The organism is Oxalobacteraceae bacterium OTU3CAMAD1 (assembly GCA_024123915.1).
Lineage (GTDB): Bacteria > Pseudomonadota > Gammaproteobacteria > Burkholderiales > Burkholderiaceae_D > Rugamonas.
Map to the genome: position 1 here is coordinate 6,127,754 of CP099650.1, position 17,170 is coordinate 6,144,923.

Sequence of the window (17,170 nt, forward strand, 5' to 3'; positions counted from 1 at the left end):
CCACAGGTAACCATCATGCGCGACCCCGGCCTTCCCTCCCTCGACCAGCTGCGCGTGTTCATCGCCGTCATCGACCATGGCGGCTTCGCCCACGCCGCGCGGGCGCTGCACCGCACGCAATCCGTCATCAGCTACACCATCGCCAACCTGGAGGAGCAGCTCAACATCGAACTGCTCGACCGCAGCAAGCGCAAACCGGTGCTGACCGAGGCCGGCAAGGCGCTGCTGGCCGACGCCCGCGCCGTCTCGCTCAAGGTCGACGGCATGCGCGCCCGCGCCAAGGCGCTGTCGGCCGGGCTGGAGGCGGAGGTGTCGCTGGTGGTCGACGTGATGTATTCGACCTGCAAGCTGGTGCGCATTCTGCACGGCTTCCAAAAGGAATTCCCGACCGTTTCGATGCGGCTGCGCACCGAGGCGCTGGGCGCGGTCACGCAACTGGTCATGGACCGCACCTGCCATATCGGCCTGAGCGCCTGGATGCCCGGCTCGGCCGACACCATCGAGCGCCAAAGCTGCGGCGTGGTGACGATGGTGCCGGTGGTCTCCCCCGACCATCCGCTGGCCCAGATCAAAGGCAAGATCTCCAACGAGGTCCTGCGCGAGCACACGCAACTGGTGCTGACCGATCGCAGCACCCTGACCAAGGGCCAGGATTTCGGTGTGGTGGCGCTGCGCGACTGGCGCCTGGGCGACCTGAGCTCCAAGCACGCGCTGCTGCGCAGCGGCATCGGCTGGGGCAATATGCCGGTCGAATTCATCCAGTGGGACCTGGACGCGGGACGCCTGGTGCAACTCGAGGTCGCCGAGGGGCCGTCGTTCAGCGCGCCGCTGTACGTGATACGGCGCGGCGACGAGGAGCCGGGGCCGGCCACCCGCTGGGTCATGCAGCAGTTTCTGGACATGGACCGGCGCATCGCCGAGGAGTACGGCGGCAAATTGCAACCCGCCACGGCGGGCGGGGAGCACGTGCCGATCCACATGCCCTTCCACCAGCGCTCGACCGAAAAGCCGTCCGCCGCAACGACCCCGGCGATCACCGCGGCGCCGGTCAAACAGGCGCCGGGCGCTACTTCACGCCAGCGGCGCTGAGCTTGCGCCGCAGGCGGCTGATTTCCTCCGACAGGTCGACCACCAGCGCGGCGACGTCGTCATTGGCCTCGAAGTCGCGCTCGATCTGGCACAGGCGGCGCGCCCGCACCAGGTCGGCGCTGGTGAAGCGCCAGCTGACGCAATCCTCCGAGTCGCACTCCATCAGGATACCGGTGCGCACCCGCTGCACCACCCAGTCGCGCTCGACGGCGCAGGCGCGCGCCAGCTCCTCGAGCGTCAGCGCGGTCTCATCGATCAACACGGCGGTCAGGGGCGATTGCCCCACCGCCGCTTCCATAGCCTGTCCCATAGCTCATCCTCCCGCGCGCGGATTGAACGCCATCTCGCGCGCCATCGTTTGATACAGTTCGCGTGCCTTGTCGGTGTTCGCCGGCGGCAGCACCACTTCCAACAGCAGATATAAGTCGCCGGCCTCCTTGCCGGGGATGCCGCGTCCGCGCAGGCGCAGCTTGCGGCCGCTTTGCGAACCGGCCGGGACCGACACGGTCACCTTGCCCGACGGCGTAGCCACCTCGATGTCGGCGCCCAGCGCCAGCTCCCACGGCGCGACCGGCACCGTCTCGAAGACGTCGCGGCCATCGACGCGGTAGCGCGCATCGGGCCGGAACTGGATTTCCAGATACAAGTCCCCCGGCCCCGCCTCGCCGCGCTGGCCCTGGCCGGACAGGCGCAACTGCTGGCCGGCCGTCACGCCCTTCGGGATGTTGACGCTGAGCGTGCGCTCGCGCGTGACGATGCGGTCGGCGGCGTCGCGCTCGGCCACCATCATGCTGACGTTGCGCGTGGCGCCTTGATACGTGTCGACCAGGTCGATGGTGATCGTGGCATGGCTGTCGTCGCCGCGCTGCGGCTCGTACTGCGTGTATTGCTGGCGCCGGCGTCCGCCCAGGTTGGCGAACAAATCGGAGAAAAAGTCGCTCGAATCGGTGTCGCCGAAGCCGCCACCCGTACCGGCGCCGCCCGGATTGCCGGTGCCGCCGCCGAAGCCGCGTCCCCAGTCCGGCGGCGGGCGGAATTCCTGGCCCGCGCGGAACTGCCGACCGCGCCCGAGGTCGTCGTAGGCGGCGCGTTTTTCGGCGTCGCCCAGCACGCCGTAGGCCTCGTTGAGTTCCTGGGTTTTCTTTTGCGCGTCGGCTTCCTTGCTGACGTCCGGATGGTATTTGCGGACCAGCTTGCGGTAAGCCTTCTTGATCTCGTCTTCCGAGGCGGTTTTAGATACGCCCAGGGTCTGGTAATAGTCCTTGTATTCCACGTTGCGCTCCACTCTTGCCTGCGTTGGGCCGGCGACTTGACTCGACAATGATCGGAAGTTTACCTCCAATCCGCCTTCGCCGCCGCCCTTCAGACGGGAGGGCGCGACACTGCCGCCACAAAAAGTTGTAATTTTATATCTTAACCATTTGGAAATAGATACTATTTCCACTTGAATAAAATCAGGGAGATTAAATGTTTTTATCAAAACTGAACGCCGCTTTATTGGCCGCCACCTTGTCCATGGGGACCGGCGCGGCACAGGCCACCATTATCACCTTCGACGAATTCCCCGCCACTGGCACCATCCCCCTGATTACCGGGGACAGCTTCGCGACGAGCGGCTATAACTTTAACGTTTTGGAAGGATCGGTGTATTTCCTATCCTCTGGTAACGGTACGACCAGCATGGATTTGGGTGGCAAAGTCAGTGTGAGAAACGCGTCCAATATACCGTTCTCGTTCACCAGCTTCGCCCTGCGCACGGTGTTGGCGCTTGAAACCAGCACGGTGAAATTCAGTGGCACGGATGTGGGCGGAAACGTCATTGTCGAGACCTACACCGTCAGCGGCGCCAACAGCCCCAATCCGCTCGACATGACATTCTTCAATCCGTCCCGCTTCAACAACCTCACCGCGCTGGAAATGGAAATCGTCTACGGCCCCTGGGACGCCGAGACCTACTTCAGCTTGATCGACAACATGGCCTTCAATGAACAGGGGGTGTCCGCCGTGCCCGAGCCGGAGACTTGGGCGATGCTGGGATTGGGCCTTGCCATGGTTACGGGACTGGCGCGCCGCAAGCGCGCCTAGGCAGCAAATGCGGTAGCACACGCCGGGACGGCAAGCCGTCCCGGTCGAACGTTTAGCGCACGCGTCGCACCGATGAGATGCGGTCGCCCATGTCGCGCAGGTTGTCGTAGCGGCCCGGCGACAGAACGATACATTTGCCGCGGAAATCGGCGTCGTCGCACAGCTGCCACTCGCCCTCGCGGATGATCACCGAACCGGCCTGGTCGTTGAAGTCGAGACGATCCAGCTTGCGGATGTCGTCGCGCAATTCGACCTCGGCGCCGTTGAAACGCGACTGCGAATACAGCACGATCGGCGCGCCGCCACGGCGGCCTCCGCCACCGTAGCCGTTGTCACCGCGACGGTCATGGCCGCGATCGCCGCGGTCACCACGGTCACCACGATCGTCGCCACCTACCTCGCGCAGCGACGACAACACATCGTTAAACCCTTCCAGCTTGCGGTACTCGCCCGGCCCAAGGACGATGCAACGGCCGTCGAAATTGGCGTTCTCGCACAGCTGCCAGCGGCCCGAGCGCACCCGCACGCTCGAGGCGCGGTCGTTGAAGCCATCGGCCGACAGATCGGGGACCTGGTCGCGCACCGAAATCGCCGGCCCGCCGAAATTGTCATGGGTGTAAAGCGTGATTTCGCCGGCATGCGCGGCGGAGGCGAAGACAACGGGAGCGGCCAGCGCGAGGGCGGCGTTCAGCAAGCGGGGCAGGAATTTTTTCATGTTTTTGGCCTGAATAGTTGTAGGGCGACGTCCGGATTGGACCTCTTCTGTACATAACGCGCATGTTATAAGTTTCGCATACGCAGCAGTCCAACTAAATTGCAACCAAATGCAATCGTGACGAAGGTAGCCGTTAAAATGGCGGGCTCAGTCACATCAGCTTGCCGCTCCGGTCACCTTATGCCCCATTCTTTCACCCTGTCGTCGATCCGTCTCGAAGCCGCCGCGTTGTGGCGCCTGTCCTGGCCCATGCTGATCGGCCAGTTGGCCACCGTCGGCATGGGTGTGGCCGACGTCGCCATGACCGGCCACACCAGCGCCGACGAGCTGGCGGCGGTGTCGCTGGGCGCATCGATCTGGTCGATCATCCTGGTCACCGTCAGCGGCGTCATGATGGCGATCAACAGCATCGTCGCGCACGACGTCGGCGCGGGCGACCTGCGCAAGATCCCGCACACGGTGCGGCAATCGCTATGGAAGGCGCTCGGCGTCGGCCTGGCCGCGGCCGCGCTGGCCAACGTGGCCACCCTGCTGTTCGCCCACCTGTACCTGACGCCGCACGTGCAGCGCCAGGCCGAGCTGTTCGTCCACATCATCAGCATCGGCCTGCTGCCGTTCGCCGCCTACCGCGCGCTGTACGGCTACAGCACCAGCATCAACCAGACCTTGCCGGTGATGCTGATCGCCATCATGGGCCTGTGCATCAACATCTTCGTCAACTGGCTGCTCGTCTTCGGCAACTGGGGCTTCCCGGCCCTGGGCGGGGTCGGCTGCGCCGTCTCGACCGCGCTGTGCATGTGGATGATGCTGTTCGCCATGCTGGCGTGGATACGCTACGCGCCGGCCTACCGCGCCACCTACCCGTTCACGCACTGGGAATGGCCGCACTGGCCGGAGATCGGCACGATGCTGCGGCTCGGCGTGCCGATCGGCATCAGCTACTTCGCCGAGGTCAGCGCCTTCGGCGCGGTCAGCCTGCTGGTGGCGCGCTATGGCGTGGTGCAAATCTCGGCGCACCAGATCGCGCTCAACTTCACGTCGCTGGTGTTCATGGTGCCGCTCAGCTTTGGCATCGCGCTGATCACCCGCGTCGGCCAGTCGCTGGGCGAAGGCAATCCGCTCAAGGCGCGGTTCGTGGCCTGGGTCGGCGTGTGGATGTCGCTGGCGTTCGCCGTGTTGTCGGCCGCGTTCATCGTCGTGTTCCGCCACCAGATCGCGCAAGCCTATACATCCGACCCGGCGGTGCAGGAACTGTGCGCGCACCTGCTGCTGTTCGCCGCGCTGTTCCAACTGTCCGACTCGACCCAGGTGGCGGCCGCCTGCGCGCTGCGCGGCTACAAGGTCTCGCGCCAGCCGATGCAGATCCAGCTGCTGGCGTTCTGGGGCTTCGCGCTGCCGCTGGGCTGCTGGCTGGGCCTGGCGCCGCAATGGATGCCGTGGTCGCCGGCCGAGCCGATGGCGGCATCGGGCTTCTGGATCGGGCTGGTGGTGGGCCTGACGGTGGCCGCCGTGCTGCTGAGCTGGTCGCTGCGCAACCTGTCGCTGGCGCGCGTGCGCGGCGCCTGAAAAAGACGATATGAAACACAGCGATACATAAGGCCGAAGGAAAGACGGTTTTGCGGGATGGATTCAGAACATTGCCATCTCGCCACATAAACACGACTCTGGTATCGTCTTGGATTGCCCACCAAGAGACCTTCCATGCGCTTTATCCTCTGCTTTCTCGCACTGCTGGCCGGCGGCAACGCCGCCGCCGAAAAACTGACCCTGGACCGTATCCATGCCGACCCGTCGCTCAGCGGTCCGGGCGTGCGCAGCCTGAAAGTGTCGCCCGACGGCGCCCGCGTCACCTTCCTGCGCGGCCGCGACGACAACCAATTCCAGCTCGACCTGTGGGAATACAACCTCAAGGACAAGTCCACGCACCGCCTGGTCGACTCCAAGATCCTGGTGCCGGAAGAGAACCTGTCGGACGCCGAAAAGGCCCGCCGCGAGCGCGCCCGTACCGCCAGCCTCAAGGGCATCCTCAGTTATAGCTGGTCGCCGGACGGCAAGCAGCTGCTGGTGCCGATCGCCGGCAACCTGTACCTGATCGACGTCAGCAAGCCGGACGCCGCGCGCATGGTCGCTTCCGGCAACGTGCTCGATCCGAAGATCTCGCCCAAGGGCCGCTACGTCTCCTTCGTGCGCGACCAGAACCTGTTCGTCATCGACCTGTCCAACAACAAGGAACGCCAGCTGACCAGCGACGGCAAGGGCACCATCCACAACGGCGAAGCCGAGTTCGTGGCGCAGGAAGAAATGGGCCAGACCAGCGGCTACTACTGGGCGCCGGACGACTCCGCCATTGCCTACAAGCGCTACGACGAGGCCCCGGTGCCGGTGGTCAAGCGCTTTGAAATCTACGCCGACCGCACCGACGTGATCGAGCAGCGCTACCCTGCCGCCGGCGATCCGAACGTGCTGGTGCAGTTGAAGATCGTCTCGCCCGTTAGCGGCGAGATCCGCAACGTCGAACTCGGCGCGGAACAAGATATCTACCTGGTGCGCGCCGACTGGAGCGCCAACAGCAAGGCCTTGCTGTTCCAGCGCCAGAGCCGCGACCAGAAGAAGCTGGAGCTGGTGTCGGTCGATGCCGCCACGTTGACGCAGCGCGTGCTGATCACGGAGACGTCGCCGACCTGGGTCAGCATCTTCGACGACCTGCGTTTCCTGGGCAACGACAAGTTCATTTGGCCATCGGAGCGCAGCGGCCGCAAGCACCTCTACCTGTACGACCTGAACGGCAAGCTGCTGCACCCGATTTCCAGCGGCGAATGGGGCATCGACAAACTGCTCGCCGTCGACGAAAAAAATGGCCGCGTGTTCGTGCAATCGAATCGCGACGCCGTCATCGACAGCCAGACCTACGCGCTCAAGCTCGACGGCAGCAGCGCCGACAAGCCGGCCCGCATCACCGAGGGCGACGGCTGGCACGACTCCTCGTTCTCGCGCAACGGCGAAGTGTTCGTCGACACCTTCTCCGATCCGGACACCCCGCCGCAGGTGAGCATCCGCCGTCCGGACGGCAAGATGATTAGCTGGCTCGAGCACAATGAGCTGAACGCCAGCCACCCGTACGGCAAGTACAAGGACGCGCACCTGCGCACCGAGTACGGCACCTTGAAAGCCAACGACGGCCAGACCCTGTACTACTCGATGATCAAGCCGAGCGGCTTCAGCCCGGTGAAAAAATATCCGGTCTACCTGTCGACCTACGGCGGCCCGCACGCGCAGCACGTCGCGCGCAAATGGGGCAACTTCTTCGACCAATACATGGCGCAGCAAGGCTTCGTGGTGTGGCGCCTGGACAACCGTGGCTCGTTCCGCCGCGAGCGCGCCTTCACCGACGCCAACTACCTGAACCTGGGCAAGTTCGAAGTCGAAGACCAGCTGACCGGCATCGAATGGCTGGGCAAGCAAAGCTACGTCGACGCCAAGCGCATCGGCGTGTTTGGCTGGAGCTACGGCGGCTTCATGACCTTGCGCCTGCTGGCGCAAGCGTCGGACAAGATCGCCATGGGCGTCTCGGTCGCGCCGGTGACGGATTGGGCGCTGTACGACACCCACTACACCGAACAGTTCATGAGCACGCCGAAAGCCAACGCGGCAGGTTACGTGTCGGCGGGTGTCTACTCGCACCTGGACGGCCTGAAATCGCCGCTGTTGCTAATGCACGGCATGGCCGACGACAACGTCCTCTTCACCAACACCACGCGCATGATCGACGCGCTGGTCAGCCGCAACGTCCGCTTCGAACTGATGACCTACCCGGGCGGCAAGCACGGCATCGCCGGCCGCGCGCCGCAGCGCCACGTCTACGGCAACATCGAAGCCTTCTTCAAAAAGAACCTGATGCCCGACGCCAAATAAACCCACGGGGGTCAGGTCCGACATTCGGACACGAACGGGGCGCTAGGATGAAAGTTGGCGTCTAACGCAAGAGCCCGTGTCCGAATGTCGGACCTGACCCCGGGGTTTCTTGGGGGTGGCTTGAGCGGCCACAAGAGGAGATTTGTTGATTATTCGATAATGCCCGCTGCGGTGCGTTTCGCATCGTTTCACTTATATTCCAGGAGGAATTATGGCTATCGATGTCTATCTGCAGATCGACGGAATTCGCGGCGAGTCGGCGGATGAAAAACATAAGGATTGGATTGAATGCAAGTCGGTGAGCTGGGCGGTGAGCCAGCCGAAATCGGCTACCGCGTCGACCAGCGGCGGCCATACCGCCGAGCGTTGCGAACACCAGGACATCACCTTGCTGAAAATGGCCGACCTGGCGTCGCCGGTGCTGCTGCAAACGTGCTCATCCGGTAAAACCATTCCGAAGGCGAAGTTCGAATTCATGCGTGCCGATGGCCAGGGCGAGCGCATCAAGTACTTCGAAATCGAACTGGAAAATGTGTTGGTCGGAACCGTGTCGCCCAGCGTGCAGGAAGGCGACGTGCTGTCGGAGCAAGTGTCGCTGAAGTTTTCGAAAGTGAAGTGGCGCTACACGCAGCAGAAAATCTCCGGCGGTTCGGGCGGCAATACCGCCGGCGGCTGGGATTTGTCGACCAATCGCATCGCGGCTTGATCCGTCCTGCAGGTAAACGAAAACAGCCGCTAACGCGGCTGTTTTTTTATGCGGCGAATGATCGCCTGCGATGCGCTCTAGGCGCCGGGTGGGGCTGTTAGTTGCGGTTGCCTTTGACGACGTCGTCAATCGCTTCTTTGGCATCGCCAATGCCCTTTTGCACTTTGCCTTCGGCTTGCTTGTTCAGGCCCTTGGCTTGCTGTTCCGAGCTGCCGATTACTTCGCCGGTTTTTTCCTGGATTTTGCCGCCGATGTCTTTCGCCGTACCCTTAACTTGATCCTTGTTCATGATGAACTCCTTTATCGTTGTTGAAGCTACAGGACACACAACTTGGCGCCGTGTGCATGGATTCACTATAGGCTCCAACCGCTGAGTTCTCTGTGCGTTCCCGAACGCTGCCAAAAATCAAATTTTCCGCCAGACACTGGCCAGCCAAGGCTGTTGATCGCGCGGCAGTCCGCTGGGCCGGTAGTAATGTTGGACGCCGCTAAAGCCTGCCGCGACAAGGTGCCGTTCCCAGGTATCGTAATCGTAGTAGCTACCGTAGCGCGGGCCGTTCCAGCCTTCGCGGTTGTCGCCGCGCGGATTCGAGCTGAACAGAACGCCGCCCGGTTTCAGCGCCGCGTGCAGGCGCCGCAACACGTCCGGCAGCGCCGCGCTCGGCACGTGGAACAGCGAGGCGTTGGCGTACACGCCATCGAAATATTCGGCCGGCAAATCGAGCTGGACGAAGTCCTGGTGCCAGGCGTCGCAACCGCTGTAGGCGCGCGCCATCTCCACGAAGCGGGCCGAGCCGTCAACGCCGATCGCTTCGTGTCCCATCTCGCGGAAGGTCTTCAAATCGCGGCCGGGACCGCACCCCAAATCGAGCAGGCGATACGGCGCCGCCCCCTCGATCGCGTCGAGCAGCGCGGCGATGTTTTGGCTGACATCATGATCGATGGTGCCGGCGAAAAATTGCTGCGCCGTCAGCTCGTAATGCTGCAGCGTTTTCTGTGTAATTTCTTCAATGTGATCGGGTTCCATGATGCCAGTGTAGCGTATCGGCACGGCAGAAAAGATACGCTCAGGTATCAAATCGCTTCTTTCCTTCGGTGAATCGCTATATAGTTAGCCCATAGCAACGCCCCTATTACGAGTATCGAGGAGATAAAAATGAAACTTGACGCCTTGTTCCAGAATCCGACCGCGCTGCCCACCGCGCCCAAGGTCGTCGAGGAATTGATCAGCAGTTTCGACAAGGCCAGCGTCTCGACCGAAGAGATCGCGAAAAAACTGGCGACCGATCCGGTGCTCAGCGCCAAGCTGCTGCGGCTGGCCAACTCGGCCTACTATCACGTCTCGCGCAGCATCGGCACGGTCGAGGACGCCGTGCTGATGCTGGGCTTTGTCACCGTGCGCACCCTGGTCATCAGCTCGGGCCTGGTCAGCGGTTTCAAGACCGTTCCCGGCCTCGACCTCAAACAATTCTGGCGCTACAGCCTGCACACCGCCGTGTCGGCCAAGTGGATCGCCAAGAAGACCAAGGAAAACACCGACCTCGCCTTCACGATCGGCATGATGCACGCGATCGGCCAGCTGGTGATGCACTCGGCCATGCCGGAGAAATCGATGGAAATCGACAAGATCGCCGGTACGATGGACGCGCGCCGTCTCGATGCGGAGACTGCCTCGTTCGGCTACACCTTCGCCGATGTCGGCGCCGAGCTGGCCAAGCGCTGGAAGTTCCCGGCCGCCTTCTCGGAAACCATCGAGGCCTTCCCGGAACCGCATCACAACGGCGAACTCAATCGTTTGGCCGCCGTCGTCTCGCTGGCGGCCTGGCGCGCGCGCGTCGAGCACGCCGAAATGAGCGAAGAGGAAATCGCCGCCTGCTACCCGACCGAACTGGCCGAGGAGCTGGGTCTGGACGATAACGCGCTGATTGACGATATGCCATCACCGGACGAGTTGAGCGCTGGTCTGGAGGAGCTGGTCAAGTAAACTGACCAGTTTGCCTTAAAGGCAACGAAAGCCGCCTGCTTTTCAGCACGGCGGCTTTTTTTTCGACTTTTTTAAATATTTTTTCAAAATACCCTAAAGTTCCCGTTTAAGGCGACGTTAATCAGGACATGCGGTAATCCGTTTTGCCGAAGATAACTAGCCTGGGTGGGTATATGATCGCTACCGAAGTCCTCTCGATGTACGAAAACATTGCCGGTTTGAGCAACCAGATGGCCGCCGCCGCGCGCATGGGCGACTGGGATGGTCTGAGCAAACTGGAAGCCCAGTGCGCCACCGAAGCCCGCGCCGTCGCCACCGGCGTCCCAGCCCTGAGCGGCGCCCCGCGTATGCGTAAGATCGACCTGCTGAAGCAGATTCTGGCGAATGACCGCGAAATCCGCGACATCGCCGATCCCTGGATGAACCAGGTACCCGGCATGGCGCGTCAGTAAAAACCGCCCGCCCAACAAAAAAGCGCCTGACCACAGGCGCTTTTTTTATTCTGAAACACGTAGGGCGGATTAGGCGGAACGCCGTAATCGGCCATGTATGCGCCAACGCGACGCACGCATGGCGGATTACGCTGCGCTAATCCGCCCTACGTGGTTTAGAAGATTTTTATCTTACCCGGCCAGAGCGACGCGCAGCGACAACGCGATGCCCTGCGCCGCCTTGGTGATCTCGTCCAGCGACGGGAAGCTTGGGGCGATACGGATGTGGCTATCCTTCGGGTCGTTCCCGTACGGGAAGGCGGCGCCGGCAGGCGTCAGGGTGATGCCGGCTTCTTTCGCCAACGCCACCGTACGTTTGGCCGAGCCTTCCGGCGTTACCAGGTCGATGAAGTAACCACCCAGCGGACGCGTCCACGAAACCCCCGGCACGTCGCCCAGGTAAGCTTCGAACTGCGCCAGCACGGCTTCGAACTTCGGCTGCAGCAGCGCGCGGTGCTGTTCCATCAGCGCTTCGACGGTCGCCACATCCTTCAGCAGGCGCACGTGGCGCAGCTGGTTGATTTTGTCCGGGCCGATGCTGCGGATGCCGGCGTGTTTGGTCCACCAGGCGATGTTGGCTGGCGATGCCGCCAGCGCGGCGATGCCCGAACCGGCCCACGTCACCTTCGACGACGAGGCGAACACGATCGCGCGGTCCGGATTGCCGGCCTTGGCGCAAGCGTCGAGGATGTTGGCGACTTCCAGCTTTTTCTCGCTCAGGTGGTGGAAGCGATAGGCGTCGTCCCACATCAGGCGGAAGTCCGGAGCGGCCGTTTTCATCGCGGCCAGGCGGCTGACGACCTCGTCCGAATAGACCACGCCACCCGGATTGCTGTACTTCGGCACGCACCACATACCCTTGATGCTCGCGTCCTCGGCCACCAGTTTTTCGACCAGGTCCATGTCCGGACCGCCTTCGGTCATCGGAATGTTGATCATCTTGATGCCGCGCGCTTCGCAAATGGCGAAGTGGCGGTCGTAGCCCGGCACGGGGCACAGGAAGGTCACCGGCTCGCGCACCCACGGCGCGTTGCCCGGCGTGCCGTTGAGCAGGCTGTAAATGATGACGTCATGCATCAGCGACAGGCTGGCGCTGCTGTCGACGACGACTTGCGCGGCCGGCACGTCCAGCAGTTTGCCGAACAGCTCGCGCGCTTCCGGCAGGCCGATGGTGCCGCCATAGTTGCGGCCGTCGGTGCCGTCGGCGGCTTTGAAGCCACCCAGCGATTCGGTCAGCGCGTTGGACAAGTCGAGTTGCTCGGGCGCTGGTTTGCCACGCGACATATCCAGTTTAAGGCCGAGTTGTTTGAAGGCTTGGTACTGCTCCTGATATTGCGACGTTGCGGTCATATGCTCTTTCAAAATGGGGTATGGCGTGCAAAAAGCGTCGAATACTATAACCCAGATCGAGACACCGCAGGCAAAGCTGAGGTTATAAGCTTATTACTATTGCATTATTGATTCGGGCGTGACTTCGTGCAGCGGCTGCGCCTCCTGGGGCTTGCCCGCCGCGTCGGCCGGCTTTTTCTTGCGGAAGCCCTGCCAGATTTTCAGCGGCGCGGCGCCGGATTTCTTGCGGCGCCAGTAGATCAGACCAGCGCCAGCGAGCAGCAGCGCGCCGACCGCGCCGGCGCCCCAGGCGACATAGTTGGTCGGACGTTCGACCGGCTTTTCCTTCTTGTATTTCAGTTTGGGCAGCACGCGCTTGAGCGGAACCGGCGCGGACGCCGAGGCGGAGGCACCGGCCGCCGAGGCCGACGCGTTGGCGCCATGCTCGCCGACGGACGCCGATGCCGAAGCGGAAGCGGCCCGCGCCGAAGCCGAAGCCGCGGCGCCATCCATCGTCGCCGCTTGCGCTTCGCCGGCCTTGCCCGGTTTGCTCGATTTGCCTGGCTTGCCTTCGGCCACCTTGGTCGCTGCCGGGTCAGGACCCGGCGCCGCCGAGGCCACCGACGCGGACTTTGGCGACTCCTTTGCCGACGCAGGCGCCGCCACAGCGGCCGCCACGCTGCTGCCGGCCGCCGCCAACACGGCCGTAGCCGCCTGCCCGACTTTCGGCGCGGCGGCAGGAGCAGCCGCTGCGGGAGTGATCGCCGCCGGTGTCACCGCGGAATTTTTGATCGCGCCCTGCAGCGCCTTCATTTTCCCCTCCAGCTCCACCAGCTTGCTGGAAAGGGCCTGGCTATGCGTATCGAGCACCTTGCATTCCTTGGCGCTGACGCCGGACGGCGCGCACGCGGCAGGCGCGGCCGGGCGCTTGACGCCGGCTGGCAACGGCAACGGCCCCAGCGGCAGCAATGCCTGCGCCACCGGCAATGGCACGGCGCTGTCGACGGCGGCCAGGTCGCGCTTTGCCGCCGGCTTGTCCGGTGCCGGAGAAGATGCGGACGCGGGCGCGGGCGCACTGCGCGGCGTCCCCATCGCGTCCGCGATGCGCGATGGCAAATCCCGCACTGCCACCGTAGGCGTTTGCCGAACCGGCGTCGCGGCGGCTGCGGCGGCCTTGAGCACCCCAGGGGCACCGGTCTCGGACTCATGCAAGGACGGCAGCGGGGCCGGACGCGAGCGGTCACGCACCGGCGGCGCGGAAGGCACGGCCGGCGAGGCGGCGACCCGCTCCGCCCTCGCCTGCGCCGCAATCCGCTCCGCGTCTTCCGACGTCATCGCGCTGGGCGCCGCCACGGACGCCGTCACCGGCGCCGGCGGCGGTGGCGGATTGGGATCCGCCTGCAACCAGACCGTTGCCAAACGCACATCTTGCCGGCCTGCCGCGCTTAATTCCACATACATATGGACGTAATCGGCGTCGATGGCGCGCGTGGTCGTCACATGCAAAAACTGTTTCTGGTCGCGTTTGACCACCGACATGCGCACCGACGACAGCGCCGGGTTCATTGTGATGTTCGCGCCGCGAAACACGTCAGGCCGCGCCAGCCTGACCTGCAAGGCGTTCACTTCGTCCGGCGCCAGCGCCACCAGTTCGATGTCCGCCGACAGCGGCTGGCCGATGTACGAGCGCGCGGAAACGTCGCCCAGCTCGGCCGCGTTGGCGACAATGCCGGCAGGCGCCAGCAATGCGGCGCAGGCCAGGGAGCGGAGCATATGTGTAAGTGTGAAACGCTGCATAGAAGTCGTCGGTAAGGCGCGCTAGTGACGCGTAGTCTTAAGGTATATGGCTATAACGGCTGAATTTCCCAATTTTGTAGCCCCAGGATAATTTTTCCAAACTGCGCTACACTGAAAAGCCCACAAATGATGACTTCCGCACAAGGATGAATTATGAGCAACAGAAGCGAACGTGACAGTTTTGGCCCGATCGACGTCCCCGACGACAAGCTGTGGGGCGCGCAAACCCAGCGCTCGCTGGAACACTTCCACATCTCCACCGAGCGCATGCCGCCGGAACTGATCCACGCGCTGGCCAGCGTCAAGCGCGCCGCCGCCCGCGTCAACCTGGACCTGGGCCTGCTCGACGGTCCGAAAGCGATCGCCATCACCCAGGCCGCCGACGAGGTGCTGGCCGACAAGCACACCGGCGAGTTCCCGCTGGCGGTGTGGCAGACCGGTTCGGGCACCCAGTCCAACATGAACATGAACGAAGTGCTGGCCAACCGCGGGTCCGAATTGATGGGCGGCGTGCGCGGCGAGAGCCGCAAGCTGCACCCCAACGACGACGTCAACAAGGGCCAGTCGTCGAACGACATCTTCCCCACCGCGATCCACGTCGCCGCCGCGCAGGCGCTGGCCAACACCGTGCTGCCATCGCTGCGCCAGCTGCGCGCCAGCCTGCACGCCAAGGCCGAGGCCTTCGCCGACATCGTCAAGATCGGCCGCACCCACCTGCAGGACGCCACGCCGCTGACCCTGGGTCAGGAATTCTCCGGCTATGTCGCCCACCTGGACTTCGCCGAGCACGCGATCAACGCCGCCCTGCCCGGCGTGCTGCAGCTGGCCGCCGGCGGCACGGCCGTCGGGACCGGCCTCAATGCCCATCCGGAATACGCGGTACGCATCGCCGCCGAGCTGGAACATACCTTGTCGCTGCCCTTCCGCACCGCCGACAACAAATTCGCCGCCCTGGCCGGCCACGACGCGCTGCTGTCGGCGCACGGCGCGCTGAAAACCCTGGCCGCCGCGCTGATGAAGATCGCCAACGACGTGCGCTGGATGGCCTCGGGTCCGCGCTCGGGCCTGGGCGAGATCACCATCCCCGAGAACGAGCCGGGCAGCTCCATCATGCCGGGCAAGGTCAACCCGACCCAGTGCGAAGCGGTCACGATGCTGTGCTGTCAGGTATTCGGCAACGATGTCGCCATCACAATGGGCGGGGCCTCGGGCAATTTCGAGCTGAACGTCTACAAGCCGCTGATCGCGCACAACTTCCTGCAAAGCGCGCGCCTGCTGGCCGACGGCATGCGCAGCTTCGAGGAACATTGCGTGCATGGGATAGAACCGAATCGCGGCCGCATCGCCGAACTGATGGAACGCTCGCTGATGCTGGTGACGGCGCTGGCGCCGCACATCGGTTACGACAAGGCCGCGTCGATCGCCAAGAAGGCGCAGCATGAAGGGACGACCTTGAAGGAAGCGTCGCTGGCGCTGGGTTATGTCACGGCCGAGCAATTCGACGAGTGGATCGTACCGCTGGACATGACGCGCCCGAACGCGGCCTGATCAGAACCCGTACGAGTAACGCACGCCGGTCAACACATCCGGCGCGGCGTTCGCGTCATGCCCGGGATTGACGCGCAACATCACCGCCCCGGTCAGCTTGCCCATCTTGCCGGCCTTGCCGACCATGGTGGTATAGCCGAACTCCAGGTCCCGCTCGGTGGCGGTCGGCCGCAGATTCAAGGTCGGCGCGCCGACCTCCTGCCCGTTGGCATAACTGACGCGCGTATCCAGGTCACCGTTTTGCAGCGAACCGGTGCGCACCTTGGCCGGCACCGACAAGGTCACCGCCAACCGGTCCTGGGAGGTGAAAATCTGCCGCGTCGACAAGCCGACGCTGTACGCCATCGTCCGCACGGACGATATCTGCGCCATCAAGCTGTCCGGCGCGCCGAAACCTTCGGTCTTGCCATACGACGCCATCGCCATGACCGAGCTGCGCGGCGTCAGCGCGTACCCTAGCGACAACGACGTGAATTTGGTGGTGGGACGGCTGTTCACGCCCCACGACGTGCCGGGTTGGCCGCCGCCCAGGGTGGAGCCCGTCTCGCGCAGCAGGCCGATGGTCAGAATGCCGACCGCGCGCCCGGTCTTCTTTTCGAACTCCGCGCTGCTCAGATAGCGCCGGCTGCGCTCGTTCAACAGAGGGCCGAGCGGATCGAGCAAAGACAGATTGTCCGGCAAGGCGCCGAAGTGCAGGCGCGGCGCGCCAGCGAACGCGGCATAGCGGCGCGCGCCATCGGTCTGCAACTGGTCGACCAGCGCCGACTGCCGGTCGGCGGCGTCGAATAGCAGCGCGGAATTGGCGCGTTTTTCGTAGACCGGGGTGGTTTGCTGGGGGAACAAAGGATCGGATGTGGCCGCCCCAGCCGCAGTCGAGAGCGGAGAAACGATTACCAGCATAGTCAGGGAAAGCTTATTCATGATGCTGCTCGGTAAGACATCGCTAAGACATCGCTAAAACAGATCGCTGCTTAAATATTTGGCAGTCACTTCAGCATAGCAATTTTTTTTCTGAGTGACAACCCGATTCGTTCGGGTAAACTGCGCGGCTGTCGGAATGCCGCTACACTATCTGAAGTGACGTTGGCGCCGGCTTCACATCATGGTAACAGAGGACAAAAATGCAAAAAGTAAGCTTCGAATTAAACGGTGAGTTTGTGGAACTGAACCAGCTCCTGAAGCTCGTTGGATTGTGCGACAGCGGCGGCGCCGGCAAGATGATGGTGGCCAGCGGCGCGGTGAAAGTCGACGGCAAGCAGGAATTGCGCAAGACCGCGAAAATCCGCGCCGGCCAGCGGGTCAGCGTCGGCGACGTCATCATCAGCATTGACGCCGTGTAATTTCCTCTTGCTTTTAAGCAATAACGTACTAATCTGTAAGCGCAGCGGAGAAAACGCTGCAGACGGGGGTGAGTGTGTTTGATTACGCGCAAACCGACTGGCGATATCGTAGTTATATTGGAATTGCTTGCCACCCGGCTTTTTCAACCAGTTTCTTTACGACCAGGGGGACGT

The 17,170-nt window shown here is 63.3% G+C and carries 17 protein-coding genes; 9 read left to right on the forward strand and 8 right to left on the reverse strand.

All coding sequences use genetic code 11. The annotated features are described in order from the left end of the window. The first annotated feature begins 15 nt into the window (after positions 1-15). Positions 16-1,089, forward strand: a complete 1,074-nt coding sequence (locus NHH88_26130) for a LysR family transcriptional regulator (protein USX13105.1) — start codon at positions 16-18, stop codon at positions 1,087-1,089. On the opposite strand, the gene NHH88_26135 is transcribed toward NHH88_26130, so the two are convergent. Together NHH88_26135 and NHH88_26140 are read right to left on the reverse strand one after the other, a co-directional pair. Then, entirely contained in the window at positions 1,067-1,399 is a 333-nt protein-coding gene (locus NHH88_26135; GenBank protein ID USX13106.1) for a chaperone modulator CbpM, read from the reverse strand. The two genes, NHH88_26130 and NHH88_26135, sit on opposite strands and share 23 nt — an antisense overlap. A gap of 3 nt (positions 1,400-1,402) precedes the next feature. Further along, on the reverse strand, positions 1,403-2,362 hold the full coding sequence (locus tag NHH88_26140; GenBank protein USX13107.1) for a DnaJ domain-containing protein: 960 nt from the start codon (positions 2,360-2,362) through the stop codon (positions 1,403-1,405). Between the two features lie 194 nt (positions 2,363-2,556). Between NHH88_26140 and NHH88_26145 the strand changes: the two genes are divergently transcribed. Then, positions 2,557-3,174, forward strand: a complete 618-nt coding sequence (locus NHH88_26145; GenBank protein ID USX13108.1) for a PEP-CTERM sorting domain-containing protein — start codon at positions 2,557-2,559, stop codon at positions 3,172-3,174. Between the two features lie 52 nt (positions 3,175-3,226). Here the strand turns inward: NHH88_26145 and NHH88_26150 are convergent, their stop codons facing one another. Then, on the reverse strand, positions 3,227-3,889 hold the full coding sequence (locus tag NHH88_26150) for a beta/gamma crystallin family protein (GenBank protein ID USX13109.1): 663 nt from the start codon (positions 3,887-3,889) through the stop codon (positions 3,227-3,229). A 180-nt stretch (positions 3,890-4,069) separates the two neighbouring features. On the opposite strand from NHH88_26150, the gene NHH88_26155 reads away from it, so the two are divergent. The 3 genes from NHH88_26155 (at position 4,070) to NHH88_26165 (ending at position 8,507) form a co-directional block, all read left to right on the forward strand. Beyond that, positions 4,070-5,455 carry an MATE family efflux transporter gene (locus NHH88_26155; GenBank protein USX13110.1) on the forward strand — a complete coding sequence of 462 codons (1,386 nt, stop codon included), beginning with the start codon at positions 4,070-4,072 and terminating at the stop codon, positions 5,453-5,455. 135 nt (positions 5,456-5,590) lie between these two features. Continuing rightward, complete coding sequence (locus NHH88_26160) at positions 5,591-7,801, forward strand: S9 family peptidase (GenBank protein USX13111.1); 2,211 nt, start codon at positions 5,591-5,593, stop codon at positions 7,799-7,801. A 211-nt stretch (positions 7,802-8,012) separates the two neighbouring features. Then, positions 8,013-8,507 (forward strand): type VI secretion system tube protein Hcp, encoded by a 495-nt coding sequence (locus NHH88_26165; GenBank protein USX13112.1) that lies wholly within the window; start codon positions 8,013-8,015, stop codon positions 8,505-8,507. A gap of 97 nt (positions 8,508-8,604) precedes the next feature. Here NHH88_26165 and NHH88_26170 read toward each other — a convergent pair whose 3' ends face one another. Together NHH88_26170 and NHH88_26175 are read right to left on the reverse strand one after the other, a co-directional pair. Next, the gene (locus NHH88_26170; protein USX13113.1) at positions 8,605-8,796 is read right to left on the reverse strand and encodes a CsbD family protein; all 192 of its coding nucleotides are present in this window, start codon (positions 8,794-8,796) and stop codon (positions 8,605-8,607) included. Between the two features lie 117 nt (positions 8,797-8,913). Beyond that, complete coding sequence (locus NHH88_26175; protein USX13114.1) at positions 8,914-9,534, reverse strand: class I SAM-dependent methyltransferase; 621 nt, start codon at positions 9,532-9,534, stop codon at positions 8,914-8,916. 129 nt (positions 9,535-9,663) lie between these two features. On the opposite strand from NHH88_26175, the gene NHH88_26180 reads away from it, so the two are divergent. Next, positions 9,664-10,491, forward strand: a complete 828-nt coding sequence (locus tag NHH88_26180; protein USX13115.1) for an HDOD domain-containing protein — start codon at positions 9,664-9,666, stop codon at positions 10,489-10,491. Between the two features lie 173 nt (positions 10,492-10,664). Next, on the forward strand, positions 10,665-10,943 hold the full coding sequence (locus tag NHH88_26185) for a flagellar protein FliT (GenBank protein USX13116.1): 279 nt from the start codon (positions 10,665-10,667) through the stop codon (positions 10,941-10,943). A 171-nt stretch (positions 10,944-11,114) separates the two neighbouring features. On the opposite strand, the gene NHH88_26190 is transcribed toward NHH88_26185, so the two are convergent. After that, on the reverse strand, positions 11,115-12,332 hold the full coding sequence (locus tag NHH88_26190; GenBank protein USX13117.1) for an aminotransferase class I/II-fold pyridoxal phosphate-dependent enzyme: 1,218 nt from the start codon (positions 12,330-12,332) through the stop codon (positions 11,115-11,117). A gap of 96 nt (positions 12,333-12,428) precedes the next feature. Next, complete coding sequence (locus NHH88_26195; GenBank protein ID USX13118.1) at positions 12,429-14,084, reverse strand: hypothetical protein; 1,656 nt, start codon at positions 14,082-14,084, stop codon at positions 12,429-12,431. Positions 14,085-14,261: 177 nt separating this feature from the next. Between NHH88_26195 and fumC the strand changes: the two genes are divergently transcribed. Next, on the forward strand, positions 14,262-15,656 hold the full coding sequence (gene fumC / locus NHH88_26200) for a class II fumarate hydratase (GenBank protein ID USX13119.1): 1,395 nt from the start codon (positions 14,262-14,264) through the stop codon (positions 15,654-15,656). On the opposite strand, the gene NHH88_26205 is transcribed toward fumC, so the two are convergent. Beyond that, a complete protein-coding gene (locus NHH88_26205) occupies positions 15,657-16,577 on the reverse strand; it encodes a hypothetical protein (protein USX13120.1) in 921 nt (306 codons plus the stop codon). It lies immediately after the preceding gene. A gap of 200 nt (positions 16,578-16,777) precedes the next feature. Between NHH88_26205 and NHH88_26210 the strand changes: the two genes are divergently transcribed. Beyond that, the gene (locus tag NHH88_26210) at positions 16,778-16,996 is read left to right on the forward strand and encodes an RNA-binding S4 domain-containing protein (GenBank protein ID USX13121.1); all 219 of its coding nucleotides are present in this window, start codon (positions 16,778-16,780) and stop codon (positions 16,994-16,996) included. The last annotated feature ends 174 nt before the right edge of the window (positions 16,997-17,170 follow it).

Excerpts from the sequence above, each read along its gene's own strand:
- NHH88_26145 (USX13108.1), top strand. The coding sequence starts at position 2,557 with ATGTTTTTATCAAAACTGAACGCCGCTTTATTGGCCGCCACCTTGTCC.
- NHH88_26170 (USX13113.1), bottom strand. The coding sequence starts at position 8,796 with ATGAACAAGGATCAAGTTAAGGGTACGGCGAAAGACATCGGCGGCAAA.
- NHH88_26185 (USX13116.1), top strand. The coding sequence starts at position 10,665 with ATGATCGCTACCGAAGTCCTCTCGATGTACGAAAACATTGCCGGTTTG.
- NHH88_26130 (USX13105.1), top strand. The coding sequence starts at position 16 with ATGCGCGACCCCGGCCTTCCCTCCCTCGACCAGCTGCGCGTGTTCATC.
- NHH88_26190 (USX13117.1), bottom strand. The coding sequence starts at position 12,332 with ATGACCGCAACGTCGCAATATCAGGAGCAGTACCAAGCCTTCAAACAA.
- NHH88_26180 (USX13115.1), top strand. The coding sequence starts at position 9,664 with ATGAAACTTGACGCCTTGTTCCAGAATCCGACCGCGCTGCCCACCGCG.
- NHH88_26155 (USX13110.1), top strand. The coding sequence starts at position 4,070 with ATGCCCCATTCTTTCACCCTGTCGTCGATCCGTCTCGAAGCCGCCGCG.
- NHH88_26210 (USX13121.1), top strand. The coding sequence starts at position 16,778 with ATGCAAAAAGTAAGCTTCGAATTAAACGGTGAGTTTGTGGAACTGAAC.
- NHH88_26195 (USX13118.1), bottom strand. The coding sequence starts at position 14,084 with ATGCTCCGCTCCCTGGCCTGCGCCGCATTGCTGGCGCCTGCCGGCATT.
- NHH88_26205 (USX13120.1), bottom strand. The coding sequence starts at position 16,577 with ATGAATAAGCTTTCCCTGACTATGCTGGTAATCGTTTCTCCGCTCTCG.
- fumC (USX13119.1), top strand. The coding sequence starts at position 14,262 with ATGAGCAACAGAAGCGAACGTGACAGTTTTGGCCCGATCGACGTCCCC.
- NHH88_26135 (USX13106.1), bottom strand. The coding sequence starts at position 1,399 with ATGGGACAGGCTATGGAAGCGGCGGTGGGGCAATCGCCCCTGACCGCC.
- NHH88_26165 (USX13112.1), top strand. The coding sequence starts at position 8,013 with ATGGCTATCGATGTCTATCTGCAGATCGACGGAATTCGCGGCGAGTCG.
- NHH88_26160 (USX13111.1), top strand. The coding sequence starts at position 5,591 with ATGCGCTTTATCCTCTGCTTTCTCGCACTGCTGGCCGGCGGCAACGCC.
- NHH88_26175 (USX13114.1), bottom strand. The coding sequence starts at position 9,534 with ATGGAACCCGATCACATTGAAGAAATTACACAGAAAACGCTGCAGCAT.
- NHH88_26150 (USX13109.1), bottom strand. The coding sequence starts at position 3,889 with ATGAAAAAATTCCTGCCCCGCTTGCTGAACGCCGCCCTCGCGCTGGCC.